Source organism: Caballeronia mineralivorans PML1(12) (assembly GCF_001028175.1).
GTDB classification, from domain to species: domain Bacteria; phylum Pseudomonadota; class Gammaproteobacteria; order Burkholderiales; family Burkholderiaceae; genus Caballeronia; species Caballeronia mineralivorans.
The window spans coordinates 13632-27353 of record NZ_AEJF01000054.1; the positions used below are offsets into that span (position 1 = coordinate 13632).

The following is a 13722-nucleotide window of genomic DNA, read 5'->3' on the forward strand; positions in this document are numbered from 1 at the left end:
TGCGATCCGCTCAGCGGACTCAGGAACCTTGTCGGGATTACATCGATGAAAGCACAGGTGTTGGTCATTTTTGGGGGCACCGGAGATCTTGCCATGCGCAAACTCCTTCCCGCCCTGTATCAGAATCACCGAGAGGGCGCGCTTGCGGACGGTATGCGCATTGTCGGCGTCGGCCGGGAGGGTTTCGATCGAAACGCCTATCTTGCGAAGGTATGTGACGCGTTGCGTCAGTTCGTACCCGTCGACGACTTTGACGATGCACATTGGGCCATATTCTCATCGCGCCTCGACTTCGTCCAGCTTGATGCGCTTATTTCATCGGACTACGAACGGCTTGCGGACACATTGCGAGTGCAGGGCAGGCCAGCCCGTATCTTCTACCTTGCGACGCCGTCAGAACTGTTTATTCCGATATGCGCCGAACTGAACCGGGCCGGCCTGGTTTCGGTCACCTCGAAGGTCGTGCTCGAGAAGCCGCTGGGACATGATCTGATTTCCGCGCGACACATCAACCGGGAAGTCGGCACAATATTTAGCGAGAACCAGATCTACCGGATTGATCACTACCTCGGCAAAGAGACCGTACAAAACCTGTTTGCACTGCGTTTCGGCAATGGGTTGTTTGAACGCCTCTGGAATCGTGACGGGATTCGCGATGTCCAGATCACCATTGCGGAGCAGGTCGGAGTCGAGGGGCGTGGCGCGTTCTACGAACGCACTGGCGCGATGAGGGACATGGTCCAGAATCATCTGCTCCAGTTGCTCTGCATACTCGCCATGGAGCCGCCGCTGAGTCTCGAAGCGGACGCGGTACGCGACGAAAATCTCAAGGTTCTTCGCTCGCTCAAACCACTTGGCCGGGATGAAGTGGTCCGGCAGACCGTGCGCGGTCAATACACGGCCGGCCAGATGCATGGTGCGCCGGTCGCCGGTTACCTGGATGAACCTGACATTCACACCGACAGCAGGACGGAAACATTCGTTGCGCTGAAAGTGGAGTTGAACAACTGGCGCTGGGCGGGAGTGCCCTTCTGCCTGTGTACCGGAAAGCGGCTTCAGAGCCGCGTTGCCGAGATCGTTGTCAATTTCAGGGATGTGCCGCACTCGGTTTTCGGCGTGCCCGCGACGGACACTCGCGGCAACCGTCTCGTCATCCGGCTGCAGCCGGATGAGAGTTTGAAACTCTACCTGATGACCAAAGCGCCAGGCGACGAGATGACAGTCAGGCCCGTGAGTCTGAATCTTGAATTTGCGACGGCATTTTCGACGAGCCGACGCGATGCCTACGAGCGACTTCTGCTCGATGTGATCCGCGGCAGACTCACGCTCTTCATGCGTGGCGACGAACTCGACGCCGCATGGCAGTGGATCGATCCCGTGATCCAGGCGTGGCATGAACAGGACCATCCGGAGCCCTATGCCGCGGGAAGTGCCGGCCCCGATGCTGCGCTTGCGCTCGTCGGGCAGGGCCATGTCGCGTCATGCGACGCGTGAGCCCATCTTCGTTGTGCACACGATGCTGGAACTGTCCAGAGCCCGTTGACTCCGGCTCGATCGCCAAGCCGTCCCTTTCCTTTCAAGCGGACCGAACATGATCCACACAACCCCCATCGAACCCATCACGCTGCCCTCGTTTCTCGCTAACGTGGCAGGCGTCCCGGCAGGGCTTGCCACGCTCGTCGAAGCAGTCGCCGGCGCTTGTTCGGCCATCGCAACGGCCGTGGAACGAGGCGTCTTCGACGGCGCGTGCGGAAATGCGCATTCCGAAAACATTCACGGAGAGGCGCAAAAGAAGCTCGATGTCGTGTCGAACGAGATCATGATCAGCAGCGTCGAGCAGGTCAGCTGTCTTCGCGGACTGGCTTCCGAAGAACTCGACTCGATTCAGGTGATCCAGCATGGACGTTCAGCGGACAATCCCGGTTACCTGCTCCTCTTTGACCCGCTCGACGGCTCGTCCAATCTTGAGATCAACGGAATTGTCGGAAGCATTTTTTCCGTGCTTGCCGCCCCGGAGTCCGGCGCTGAAATCGACCAGAGTCATTTTCTGCAACCAGGTGTGAAGCAGGTCTGCGCGGGGTATGCGCTTTACGGCGCGACTACGATGTTCGTACTGACCACCGGGCAAGGCGTTGACGGGTTCACCTTCGACGGGAAATCGGGAGCGTTCGTGCTGACCCATCCACAGATTCGGATTCCTGAAAGTACCAGAGAATTTTCGATAAACATGTCCAACGAACGCTTCTGGGACGAACCCGTGCGCCGTTATGTCCGGGAGTGCGTCGCCGGTGCCGCAGGACCACGGCATGCGAATTTCAACATGCGATGGATTGCGTCCATGGTCGCGGAGGTGCACCGTATCCTGATTCGCGGGGGCATTTTCCTCTACCCGCGGGACAGCAAGAATTCCCAGCTCGCGGGGCGGCTGCGGCTCACGTATGAGGCCAATCCGATGTCCTTCATCGTTGAGCAGGCCGGCGGAATGAGCACGACTGGCGGGGCCCCGATCATGGAAATCCAGCCGGATCAGGTTCATCAGCGCATTCCGGTCATCCTTGGATCAAAACTGGAAGTAGAGCGCCTGATCCAGTACCACGGTGAGACGTTGACTCACTGAGTTCGCTGACCTGTTTCAGCGAACTTTAATCGCACCGCTGTTCGTGCATGGTTGACCGTTGATTGCGCAAACGCAGCTGCCGCCTATGTGACCGTATGACGTCTGGAGTGCGTATGTCTCCGCCCGACCATGATCGCCGATATCGATCCGACGAGCCAGTAGGCCCAAACCGGGCTAACGCCCGGGATGAGTGTCGACTTGATAGGTCATCCCGGTGAAGAGTCGCTCAGGTTCTGCCCAATCGACGAGCAATCAAGGCCACCGCATCCGCTACCGAACACTGAGTGGTATTGATGCGAATATCGGGGGTTGTCGGTTCTTCATAGGGGGAATCGATACCCGTGAAATCCTTGATTGCTCCCTGTCTTGCCAGCTTATAAAGGCCTTTGGGATCGCGCCTTTCTGCAACAGCGACGGGAACATGCACGTGGACTTCTATGAACCGGTGAGGTCCGGCAATCGCTCGTGCCAGTTGGCGATCGGCAGCAAAGGGTGAGATGGAACAGACCAACACCAGCAGGCCGGCGTCGGCCATCAGTCGACTGACTTCGCTCACCCGCCTAATGTTTTCATGCCGATGTTCGTTGGAGAAACCGAGATCTCGACATAGTCCGGTGCGCAAAGTATCTCCGTCCAATAGAAAACTGTGTTTGCCGTTTCTATGGAGCACCACGTCCACGGCGCTCGCGATGGTGGACTTTCCAGCCGCGGACAGCCCAGTGAACCACACGATGCCGGGAGTCTGTCGAAGCAATTCCGCGCGTTCCCTCGCACTTACTGCGAAGGCGTGTGGGTGAATGTGAGGTGTGCTATTGATCGGCAGGTCCATTTAACCTCCGCGCTGTTTCGCATAACATGGCTTCAGTAGCGCCGCTGTTCCAATAGGAAAGCTCGAAGCGCCGTACTGGGTCGACGGGTAGTGTAGTTGGATGCTTCGGCAGGCGCGTTACAGTGAAGCCAGCAACAGTTACACCTCGTTACCAGAAGCAATTTTCTGAAAACTAGTTGAAGGTTTGAATAATGAAGGCGCAAATTAATGCGTGCGGAAGCGATCCTCCCGACTAAGCTTGAACACTGGGCCTATCGAAAATAGCGTCAAAACAGCATCGTGTTACAGCCGTTTACTGCTTCGGCCCCGCTAGATCCCGGCTCTTGCTCATTTGGCTTTGGCTGGCGCCGCTGGAGTATTACGGCGTGTTGCAGAAAAAACTAAAAAAAGACCGCACGACTTTTACATACATTAGCATCTCGACTATTGTCGCTCAAGCGATGCTGGCCATCGGCGGTGCATGCCAACACGTGCCATTGCCTGGCTCGAGATTACTTATGCAAAAGACAACGCCAGCGAAATCCCCCATATTCCTGCACTCACTATTTCGGTCCGGTAGCACGTATCTCTTCGAGAAGTTTCGTCATGCAGATCAATTTTACTGTTATCAGGAACCATGCAATGAAGCACTTATCGATCTGGATATTCACCCCGACGGGTTTCTAAAATCTCCTGACTATGACAGCCGCATGCTGCGGCATCCAACGCTTACTGCACCCTATTTTTATGAATTTCACTGTATCCGCGATCGGCTGAAAGGTCTGTTCAGAAAATCGTTCAGTTACGACGAATATTTCACGGGGTCACGACTTCCCGATGCGCAAAAGGAATATTTCGATACGTTGATCGAAGCAGCGCCAAAACGACCGTTGCTGCAGTTTTGCCGTAGTGCTGGGCGCATCGAAGCGCTCAAGCATGAATTCGGTGGCACTCACATTCATCTGTGGAGAGAGCCTCGCGGGCAGTGGTGGTCATATAAAATCTCTGACTATTTTGATGCAGCCACCCAGGCGACCTACAATGCATTTCAGTTACCCGCGGTCCTGAGCAAAATCAGAGTGCTTGCTGGCATCCGCCGTTTCCGAGGACGTTCGGTGAACAGAGAGATCCGCTTTTACCGGAACCATCCAATGCGTTCGCGAGAAAGCTATCTCGCGTTTTTCGGCATGTGGCTTTATGCGTTCATCGAGTACGAGCGGCACACGTCCGAAACAATTTGCATCAACAAGCTCAACGACGTTGACTACCGTGCGCGTGTGACGCGTGCGTTAGCGCTTGCCGGCGTTGGCAGATTGGAATTCAACGATGCGAAGCTGGCAAACTCGATGTTTTCGGAAACGGAGGCGTGCTTTTACGAAAGTATCGAGAACGAGGTCGCGCAGCTGTTTTGCGCATGTGGTTATGCTCGATCGGAAGTCATGGCAGCCCTTTCCGCTGGAAGGACTGCCATGCCGCCCACTCCGGATTCGCTCGTAGATACTTTGCAAAAGGAGATTTCCCAGCTACGAGTGCTGGCATTTACGCATTGGGACTCGCCGGGGGCCTGCGAATATCGCATTTTTCCTGGGGCATTGTCGACGTGGCGGGGTTTGGTGCGAGGCTTGGGGAATGGTTGAAAACGCCGAGGCGCGAGTGACCCGTTAGAATGCGCACGCGAGAACCACGTGCCCTTAAAGTCCCATCGCCCGACCATCGCTACGCGGGTCATGCGCCCCGTACACCACGCCGTCCGGTTCAATTCGAATCACCCCTGGATGGCCGGCGAGCGGACTCTGCGCTGCGATAGCGCTCACCTCATGCCCGCGCGCGGCCAGTGTCGCGAATACCTCGGCACTGGCATCCTCCTCGAGCTTCAGCGCATCGCGGCTATCCGAGAAGGTCTTGCCGAGCAGGAAACGCGGACGAGCCAGTGCGCTCAACGGGTCCATGCCGTAGTCGATCAGGCGCGTCAGGACCGCTGCCAGCGTCTGCGGCTGGCCGTCCGCGCCCTGCGTACCGAACAGCAGGTGCGGCCGGCCATGCTTCAGGTACATGCCGGGATTGAGCGTATGAAACGGGCGCTTGCCCGGCTGCAAGGCATTGTGATGCGCGGGATCGACGCTGAACGACGCGCCGCGGTTGTGCCAGAGAATCCCGGTATCGCCCGCCACGATACCGCTGCCCCAGTCGAAGTACACCGTCTGCAGCAGGCTGACGCTACGGCCTTCACGATCCGTTGCACCGATAAACACCGTATCGCCGGGACGAAACACGTGCGGCCAGGCGCGCGCTTTGTGCAGGCTGATCGATCGTGCGTGGGCATTGAGCGTTCCAGCCGAGAGCATGTCGTCGACGGGAACGCGATTGAACTCCGGGTCCGAGACAAAGCGGTCCCGGTCCACGAACGCGCATTTCACCGCTTCCACGAGCAAGTGGTAATAGTCCGCGCTGCCCTCGGCGATGGACGACAAATCGAAGCGGGCCAGCGTGCCCATGATCTGCAGCGTGGTGACGCCTTGCGTCGGCGGCTGCAGGCTGACCAGTTCTCCGCCGCGATACGCCACGCGTAGCGGCGCTTCGTCGCGTGCGCGGGTCTTGGCGAGGTCGGCTTGCGTGAGCGGCGAGCCGGCCTGCTGCAAGCCGCGTGCAATGCGTTCCGCGAGCTCACCTTCGTAGAACTCGCGCGCGCCATAGGTCGCGATGCGTTGGAGACTGCGCGCAAGCGCCGGTTGAACGAAGCGCCCGCCAATCTCCGGTAGCTGGCCGCCCGGAGCAAACACCGTCGAAAAGCCCGGCAAAGCGTGCAATTCATCGGCGCGAAACTGCTGCCAGAAGTGCTGCGATGGCGTGACCGGAAATCCCTCCGATGCATATTCGATAGCGCGATCGAACAGCGACGACCACGCGCGTTGGCCACCCCACGATGCCTGGCTGATCGCATACGCCTGATGCCAGGTGTCGACGGTGGCTGCGGTGGTCAGGGTCGAGCCGGCGCCGCGCAGCGGAATGGCGCCGGAGTATGCGGGCAGATTCTGCGCCGCCTGGCCGATCCCCGACAACGTGCGCAGCATGCCCGTCCGGTCGCCGATGACCCAGAATGCATCGCCGCCGAGACCGGTGAAATGCGGATACGTCACGCTCAGCGCCGCGCCGATAGCAATGGCCGCTTCAATCGCGTTACCGCCCGCGCGCAGCACCTCTAGTCCGGCGGCGCTCGCGAGCGCGTGGGGACTGGTGACCATGCCTTCGGTGGACGTGGCCAGTGTCTTGTTGTGCATCGATGCTCCGTGGGTCGGTCAGCCGAGCGTGAAGCGCTCGCGGGTGGTCACGTAGTCGCTCGCGCCAAACCGTCCGACCGGGAAATAGTGTTCAAGCCGCACGCGCCATGTTTCGATATCGATCAATTCGTCGCGTGCATGTAGCCTGTGAACACGTCCGATAAATATTTGCCGGCTCGTGGTCTCGAGCGTCTCCCACAGCGTGCATTCGAACGCCACCGGCGCTTCAGCGATCCGTGGCGGCGCGACCCGCGAGCTTGCGACCGGCGTCAGCCCGACCTTCTCGAGCTCGCTGATATCGGGCGGGAGGCGTTCTCCACAGCGATGCATTTTTTCCGCCATCGCCTCGTCGCTGAGATGCACGACGAACTCGCGGCTGCGCGCAATATTCACAGCGGTGTCCTTGAGCGAGCCATCGTCGAGACGGTTGATGCTGATCATCACGATGGGCGGTTCCTCGCCCAGCATGTTGAACATCGAGAACGGCGCGGCGTTGATCGTGCCGCTCGCGCTCAAGGTCGTAACCAGCGCGATCGGGCGCGGCACGATCAGGCTCGCCATGAGTTTGTATCGCTGATATTCGGTGATGGCTTCGAAGTCGATTTCCATGATGGCCTGTGTGAGTGAGCTTACGTCCGGATCATGCCGAGCAATTCCCCAAGGCTTTTCTCGCCCTGCATGCGCGATGTCTCCAGGCGTTCTTCCAGTTCGCGAAGATGGGCTTCCATGCGAGTGATTGCGCCTTCAGCATCGCGCGCCTCGATGCAGTCGACGATCGCTGCATGTTCATCGTGTTCGCAGGGCGCATGGCCCGGCGGCTCGTACACGCCCACGATCAGCGAGCATCGCGACACGAGTTCCGTCAGGTAGCGTTGCAGGATCGAGTTGCCTGCAAGCGCCGCGATACGCAGATGAAAGTCGCTTGCAAGCCGGGCCCATGAAGGCTGGTCGAAGCGATGCATCGCTTCGTGTTCATCGGCTAGCTGACGCCGGAGTTCCTTGATGTCGCCTGCGCTCGCGCGTTGCACGGCCAGTTCCACCAGCACGCGTTCCATCGAGCGGCGTGCCTCGAAAATCTCTCGTGTTTCCTCAGGCGTCGGCTCGGCGATCGCCGCGCCCTTGTTCGGCCGCAATGCAACGATGCCCTCGTAGGCAAGCTTCTCCAGCACGCGCCGCACAACCGCGCGGCCCACGCCGAACAACTGGCACAACTCTGGCTCTGGAAGTTTGGTGCCGGGCGTCAGGCGATGGTTGAGCACGCCGTCGAAGATGGCCTGGTAAAGGTGGGCATCGGCGTCCTGGGTTGTGCCGCGCACGGCTTCTTTCAGGGGCTTTGCAGCGACCCTCAGTGCGGGTTTCGAGGTCATTTTTCTACGGGAAGGTGGGCTGGTTGCGGCGTGCCGGCGAGGCCCAGGCGCTCCATCTCGTCCATGTGACGGGCGATCGCGCCGGGTGTCGTCATCCATACGTTGCCGTTCGCGCGGGCGGCCGCAATGTGCTGTAGCGCGCGCCGCAAATGCCGCAACCGGTAAGGTTGTCCGACGAGATAGGGATGCAGCGCGATGCCCATCACGAGCGCCTGCGGATGGCGGCTTCGGTTCGCCTGGTCGAGCATTTCGTCGAACTGGTCGATGATCATGTCGGCGAAGGCGCACGCGTCGAGATGGCGGCCGACCATCATCGGCAAGTCGTTGAGTTCCTGTGGATAGGGGATGGACCATAACGAGCCGTTGCGTGTCGCCATGCGCACCGGGCGGTCGTCGTGGCACCAGTTGAGGGTATAGCCGTAACCGGTTTCCGCGAGCAGGTCTGGCGTAACGCGCGACTCGGAGATCCACGGCGAGAGCCAGCCCGAAGGCGGCGTGCCGGTATGTGCTGCGATGCGTTCGCGGCAATGCAGCAGCAAGGCACGTTCGTTGTTTTCGTCCAGGTCGCTCTGGCGTTGGGTATTCGTATGGCCGTGTGCAATGAGTTCGTCGCCGCGCGCGAGACAGGCGTCGATGACCTCCGGGCAGTGGTCATAGAGTGCCGTATTGATCAGCGTGCCCGACGGCATGTCGAGCTGGTCGAAGAGTTCGAGGCAGCGCCACACGCCCACGCGGTTGCCGTATTCACGCCAGCTGTAGTTGAGCACGTCGGGCTGCGGCGAGACCGGGCCAAGCGTCGCGCCGAGTCCTTCGCCGAACGCGAAGTGCTCGATGTTGAACCCGAGATAGACGGCGAGCCCGGTGTCGCCGGGCCATCGAAACGAATCGGTGTCGGTGATCGGCCGGTACGGAAAGCGGCCGTGCGTGGCGAGCGGACCGAACGCAGGTTCCTGCGATGCACAAGCGTGGCGGTTGGTGTCCATGTGCAAAAGCCTTGAGTGACGAACATGTGGCGCGGATGGCGTTGCGCGTGAACCTTTTTGGTGGATCGCGCCCCGTGGCGGACCGGCGGCGCACCTCAATCGTGCGGATTAGCCGGCTTGATTGCCAACAGATCGATTTTGGATTGTGTGCAATTTACACGCCATATCGTCTACGTTCAATAGAGGAGATAGTTGGCAACCAAGTTTGGATTATGCGAACGAATTGGCATATGTCTTGCATTCGAGGCATGCAAAGACCTTCCGTTCGTCGCGTGTCGCCGCTCGTTGCCGTTCTAATTCAGGAAACGCCCTGCATGAGTCAGTCCACTTCAGCCGTGCTTAAAACCGAAGCCGCCGATATCGAACTGGTGCACGTATCGAAGCAATATGGCGATGCGCTCGCCGTCGATTCGATCGACCTGCGGATTCCCGGTGGACAGTACTGCTGCCTGCTCGGACCGTCTGGCTGTGGCAAGACATCGACCCTGCGCATGATCGCCGGCCACGAATCGATCACCGACGGCGACATCCTCATCGGCCAGCGCAACGTCACGCGTGCGCAGCCTGCCACGCGCGGCACCGCGATGGTCTTCCAGAGTTATGCGCTGTTCCCGCACTTGTCCGCACTCGACAACGTCGCGTTCAGCCTGAAGATGCGCGGCGTCGCGAAGGACGCACGTCGCAAGCGCGCAGGCGAACTGCTGGAACTCGTCGCGATGAGCGCCTTTGCCGAACGCAAGCCATCGCAGCTATCGGGCGGCCAGCAACAGCGTGTCGCGCTTGCCCGCGCGCTGTTGAACGAACCGCGCTGCCTGCTGCTCGACGAGCCCCTGTCCGCACTCGACCCGTTCCTGCGCGTGCAGATGCGTGCCGAACTCAAGCGGTGGCAGAAGGAGCTGGGCATCACGTTCGTGCACGTGACGCACTCGCAGGAAGAAGCGCTGGCGCTCGCGGATATGGTCGTGGTCATGAGCCACGGGCGCATTGAGCAGAGCGGCTCGCCGCACGAGGTCTTCAACCGGCCGCGCACGGAATTCGTCGCGCGATTCCTGGGTGGCCACAACGTGCTCGCGGCGAACGGCCGCGCGTTCACCGTGCGCGCCGATCATCTGCGCATTGCGCCGCACGGGGTCACGCCGGTTCAGCCGCCCGCGAGCGAAACCGGCTTCAGCCGCATCGGCGGTATCCCTTGCACGGTTCGAGAGACCGAATATCAGGGTACCCACCTGCGCATGACGCTCGCGCCGCTCGACGGTTCGCCCGACCTGGTTTCACTGCTCCCCGACAACGAATACGACCCGCAACGCCTGGGACCGGACGCGCGTGTCGTGGTCTGGTGGAACGAGCAGGACGCGCATGCATTCGCGGCATAAGAGGCTGCTTTCTGCGGCACTGAACGACGATTTCAACCAAGGGAGATTGCAATGACCGAGCGTTACGAACACCCGTCCGATCCCAGCACGAGCGAGACGCCGGCGAGCGCCGCAGACACTGAATCCAGCCTCGGCGCGGGCAAGGGCATGTCGCGCCGCACCTTGCTCAAGGGCGCGGTCGCCGCAGCGGGTATTGCCGGGTTTCCGTACGTGCATGCGCAGGAAAAGATCACGCTTCGCTACCTGGGCACGGCGGTGAACCAGAGTTCGGACATCGCCAAGAAATTCCAGGAAGACACCGGCATCCAGATCCAGTACATCCCGGTGACCACCGACGACGTCGCCAAGCGCATCATCACGCAGCCGAATTCGTTCGATATTGTCGACACCGAGTATTTCTCGCTGAAGAAGCTGATCCCCGCCGGCACGCTGGCCGGCATGGACGCAAAGAAGATCAAGCTCGCCGACAAGATCACGCCGGTGCTTACCCGGGGCGAGGTCGACGGCAAGAAGATCGGCGACCAGGGCACGGCGCCGAAGAAGGTGATGTTCCTGACCGGCGCGCAGTCGACACAGTTCTCGGCTACACCCACCGAATGGATGACGCTGATCCCGACGACCTACAACGCCGATACGCTCGGCATCCGTCCCGACCTGATCAAACGTCCGATCAATAGCTGGTCCGAGTTGCTGAACCCCGAGTTCAAGGGAAAGGCCGCACTGCTGAACATTCCCGCGATCGGCATCATGGACTCGGCCATGGCAATCGAGGCGATGGGTCATGTCAAGTACGGCGACAAGGGCAACATGACCAAGGCCGAGATCGACCAGACCATCAAGATCCTGATCGAGGCGAAGCGCGCTGGCCAGTTCCGTGCGTTCTGGAAGGACTTCAACGAGAGCGTGAACCTGATGGCTTCCGGCGAGGTGGTGATCCAGTCGATGTGGTCACCCGCCGTCACGAAGGTCCGCACGATGGGCATTGCGTGCAAGTTCCAGCCGCTCAAGGAGGGTTATCGCTCGTGGGCGTCAGGCTTCGGGCTGCCGCGGTCGTTGCAGGGCCGCAAGCTCGACGCGGCCTACGAGTTCATCAACTGGTTCCAGGACGGTTGGGCTGGCGCGTATCTCATGCGCCAGGGCTATTACGCGGGCGTGCTCGACACCGCCAAGACGCATATGCAGCCGTACGAGTGGGACTACTGGATCGAAGGCAAACCGGCCGCGCAGGATATCAAGGCGCCCGATGGCCAGTTGCTGGAAAAGGTCGGCACGGTGCGCGACGGCGGTTCGTACAACCAGCGCATGGGGGCGATCGCTTGCTGGAACGCGGTGATGGACGAGAACATTTATATGGTCCAGAAATGGAACGAGTTCATCGCAGCCTGATACGCGTAGCGTGCCTGATGCATATCAGGCACGCCGGCAGCCTCCGTTTCTTCAACAGGTAATCCGCGATGGCATCGATCGAGCTTCCCATCCAACCGCTGGACACACCGGTCAAGCACCGGCGCGCGGCCGCATGGCTACAGGCGACGCCGCTCACGTTGACCTTCGTTCTGTTCTTCCTTGTGCCGCTGGTCATCACGCTGATCGTGAGCTTCTGGGACTTCAACGAATACCAGATCATCCCCGCGTTCACGTTCAAGAACTACGCGGCGATCTTCGACGGCTGTTCCTCGATGACCGATGTCTGCGTGACATTCAAGACCTACTGGTCGACGATCAAGTTTTGCGCGATCGTCTGGGCGGTGACGCTGGTGCTCGGTTTCACGATCGCGTACTTCTTGTCGTTTCATATCCGTTCATCCGGCATGCAGACGGTATTGTTCCTCGTCTGCACGATTCCGTTCTGGACCTCGAACGTGATTCGCATGATCTCGTGGATACCGCTGCTCGGCCGCAACGGGCTCGTGAACCAGGCGCTGCTGTCCTCGCACATGATCGACCAACCGCTCGAATGGCTGCTGTATTCGAACTTCTCGGTCGTGCTCGCCTTTGTGCACCTCTATACGTTCTTCATGATCGTGCCGATCTTCAACGCGATGATGCGCATTGACCGCTCGCTGCTCGAAGCCGCGCGCGACGCAGGCGCGAGCGGTTGGCAGGTGATCCGCGAAGTGGTGCTGCCGTTGTCGAAGACGGGCATTGTGATCGGTTCTATCTTTGTGATCACCATCGTCATGGGTGATTTCTTGACGGTCGGTGTCATGGGCGGTCAGCAGATTGCATCGGTCGGGAAGATCATCCAGGTGCAGACCGGCTACCTGCAATTCCCCGCCGCTGCAGCTAACGCAATCATCCTGCTGGCCGTCGTGCTGATGATCGTCTGGGGCCTCACGCGCGTAGTCGATATCCGCAAGGAGCTTTGAAATGGCTGCGATTCGTCTGAAACACCGCGAACGCCGGCCAGCCAGTTTCTATTGGCTCGCGCTCGTGTTCGCGCTGTTCGTGCTGTTCCTCTACGGGCCGGTCATCACCATCTTTATTTTGTCGTTCCAGGGACCGGAAGGCGGTCTCACGTTCCCCATGCGCGGGGTTTCGTTGCACTGGTTCGCGGTGTTGCGGCAGGGCGTTGGCGACATCGACATCTGGGCCGCGTTCGGGCGCTCGGTGCGCCTCGCGGCAGTTGTTACAGTGTTGACGGTGCTGTTCTCGGTTGCGTCGGGACTCGCGTTTCGCAAGCGCTTTCGCGGCGATACCGCCGTGTTCTACGTGTCCGTCGCGAGCTTGATCATGCCGTCGATCATCGTGTCGTTGGGTATCGGGTTGACGTTCCGGCTGCTCGACAACGGCGTCAAGTACCTTGCAGGCGCGTGGGGTCATCAGTCGTTTGCCGACAACTACACAACGTCGATGGGCCTCTATACCTCGGCGCTCGGCGCGCATCTGACCTGGACGCTGCCCTTCGGGTTGCTCGTGATGTTTGCGGTATTCAACCGCTTCAACCCCGCGTACGAAGAGGCGGCTCGCGACCTCGGTGCGTCGCCGTGGCAGAACTTTCGCCATGTCGTATTGCCGATCATCGGGCCGTCGGTGATTGGCGTCGGGATGTTCGGTTTTACGCTGTCCTGGGACGAAATTGCGCGCACGTCACAGGCTATCGGCGACCAGAACACGCTGCCGCTCGAGCTTCAGGGACTCACGACTTCCGTGACAACGCCCGTGATCTACGCGCTCGGCACGATGACCACGATGCTGTCCCTGACCGTGATGGTGGTCGGGCTGCTGACGGTGCAATGGCTGAGCCGGCGACGTTCGCGGGCGCTTGCCGGCTGATAGCTGCCAGGCGCTCTCAA

The 13722-nt window shown here is 60.1% G+C and carries 12 protein-coding genes; 7 read left to right on the forward strand and 5 right to left on the reverse strand.

Annotated elements, in window-relative coordinates:
* The first annotated feature begins 45 nt into the window (after positions 1 to 45).
* The gene (zwf, locus tag EOS_RS06170; RefSeq protein ID WP_047845726.1) at positions 46 to 1494 is read left to right on the forward strand and encodes a glucose-6-phosphate dehydrogenase; all 1449 of its coding nucleotides are present in this window, start codon (positions 46 to 48) and stop codon (positions 1492 to 1494) included.
* Between the two features lie 97 nt (positions 1495 to 1591).
* Positions 1592 to 2617, forward strand: a complete 1026-nt coding sequence (locus EOS_RS06175) for a class 1 fructose-bisphosphatase (RefSeq protein ID WP_053063779.1) — start codon at positions 1592 to 1594, stop codon at positions 2615 to 2617.
* Positions 2618 to 2843: 226 nt separating this feature from the next.
* Here the strand turns inward: EOS_RS06175 and cysC are convergent, their stop codons facing one another.
* Positions 2844 to 3446, reverse strand: coding sequence for an adenylyl-sulfate kinase (gene cysC, locus EOS_RS06180; RefSeq protein WP_047845727.1), 603 nt, complete (start codon positions 3444 to 3446; stop codon positions 2844 to 2846).
* A 323-nt stretch (positions 3447 to 3769) separates the two neighbouring features.
* On the opposite strand from cysC, the gene EOS_RS06185 reads away from it, so the two are divergent.
* Positions 3770 to 5062, forward strand: coding sequence for a hypothetical protein (locus EOS_RS06185; protein ID WP_152693085.1), 1293 nt, complete (start codon positions 3770 to 3772; stop codon positions 5060 to 5062).
* A 54-nt stretch (positions 5063 to 5116) separates the two neighbouring features.
* Here the strand turns inward: EOS_RS06185 and EOS_RS06190 are convergent, their stop codons facing one another.
* From EOS_RS06190 to EOS_RS06205, 4 genes are read right to left on the reverse strand one after another with little or no spacing between them, the layout of a single operon-like run.
* Positions 5117 to 6703: a gamma-glutamyltransferase family protein gene (locus tag EOS_RS06190; RefSeq protein WP_047845729.1), complete on the reverse strand. Its 1587-nt coding sequence runs from the start codon at positions 6701 to 6703 to the stop codon at positions 5117 to 5119.
* Between the two features lie 18 nt (positions 6704 to 6721).
* Entirely contained in the window at positions 6722 to 7312 is a 591-nt protein-coding gene (locus EOS_RS06195) for a flavin reductase family protein (RefSeq protein WP_047845730.1), read from the reverse strand.
* Between the two features lie 20 nt (positions 7313 to 7332).
* Positions 7333 to 8070 carry a GntR family transcriptional regulator gene (locus tag EOS_RS06200; protein WP_047845731.1) on the reverse strand — a complete coding sequence of 246 codons (738 nt, stop codon included), beginning with the start codon at positions 8068 to 8070 and terminating at the stop codon, positions 7333 to 7335.
* The gene (locus EOS_RS06205) at positions 8067 to 9053 is read right to left on the reverse strand and encodes a polysaccharide deacetylase family protein (RefSeq protein ID WP_047845732.1); all 987 of its coding nucleotides are present in this window, start codon (positions 9051 to 9053) and stop codon (positions 8067 to 8069) included. The genes EOS_RS06200 and EOS_RS06205 overlap by 4 nt, the downstream gene beginning before the upstream one ends.
* 314 nt (positions 9054 to 9367) lie before the next feature.
* Here EOS_RS06205 and EOS_RS06210 point away from each other — a divergent pair, with 314 nt between their 5' ends.
* The 4 genes from EOS_RS06210 to EOS_RS06225 all read left to right on the forward strand — a co-directional run bounded on the left by EOS_RS06210 (position 9368) and on the right by EOS_RS06225 (position 13702).
* The gene (locus EOS_RS06210) at positions 9368 to 10426 is read left to right on the forward strand and encodes an ABC transporter ATP-binding protein (RefSeq protein ID WP_047845733.1); all 1059 of its coding nucleotides are present in this window, start codon (positions 9368 to 9370) and stop codon (positions 10424 to 10426) included.
* Positions 10427 to 10573: 147 nt separating this feature from the next.
* Positions 10574 to 11812, forward strand: coding sequence for an ABC transporter substrate-binding protein (locus EOS_RS06215; RefSeq protein WP_087881893.1), 1239 nt, complete (start codon positions 10574 to 10576; stop codon positions 11810 to 11812).
* A gap of 68 nt (positions 11813 to 11880) precedes the next feature.
* Positions 11881 to 12795 (forward strand): ABC transporter permease, encoded by a 915-nt coding sequence (locus EOS_RS06220; protein WP_047845735.1) that lies wholly within the window; start codon positions 11881 to 11883, stop codon positions 12793 to 12795.
* Between the two features lies 1 nt (position 12796).
* Entirely contained in the window at positions 12797 to 13702 is a 906-nt protein-coding gene (locus tag EOS_RS06225; protein WP_047845736.1) for an ABC transporter permease, read from the forward strand.
* Positions 13703 to 13722: the final 20 nt, after the last annotated feature.

Excerpts from the sequence above, each read along its gene's own strand:
- EOS_RS06225 (WP_047845736.1), top strand. The coding sequence starts at position 12,797 with ATGGCTGCGATTCGTCTGAAACACCGCGAACGCCGGCCAGCCAGTTTC.
- EOS_RS06210 (WP_047845733.1), top strand. The coding sequence starts at position 9,368 with ATGAGTCAGTCCACTTCAGCCGTGCTTAAAACCGAAGCCGCCGATATC.
- zwf (WP_047845726.1), top strand. The coding sequence starts at position 46 with ATGAAAGCACAGGTGTTGGTCATTTTTGGGGGCACCGGAGATCTTGCC.
- EOS_RS06190 (WP_047845729.1), bottom strand. The coding sequence starts at position 6,703 with ATGCACAACAAGACACTGGCCACGTCCACCGAAGGCATGGTCACCAGT.
- cysC (WP_047845727.1), bottom strand. The coding sequence starts at position 3,446 with ATGGACCTGCCGATCAATAGCACACCTCACATTCACCCACACGCCTTC.
- EOS_RS06175 (WP_053063779.1), top strand. The coding sequence starts at position 1,592 with ATGATCCACACAACCCCCATCGAACCCATCACGCTGCCCTCGTTTCTC.
- EOS_RS06220 (WP_047845735.1), top strand. The coding sequence starts at position 11,881 with ATGGCATCGATCGAGCTTCCCATCCAACCGCTGGACACACCGGTCAAG.
- EOS_RS06215 (WP_087881893.1), top strand. The coding sequence starts at position 10,574 with ATGTCGCGCCGCACCTTGCTCAAGGGCGCGGTCGCCGCAGCGGGTATT.
- EOS_RS06200 (WP_047845731.1), bottom strand. The coding sequence starts at position 8,070 with ATGACCTCGAAACCCGCACTGAGGGTCGCTGCAAAGCCCCTGAAAGAA.
- EOS_RS06195 (WP_047845730.1), bottom strand. The coding sequence starts at position 7,312 with ATGGAAATCGACTTCGAAGCCATCACCGAATATCAGCGATACAAACTC.
- EOS_RS06205 (WP_047845732.1), bottom strand. The coding sequence starts at position 9,053 with ATGGACACCAACCGCCACGCTTGTGCATCGCAGGAACCTGCGTTCGGT.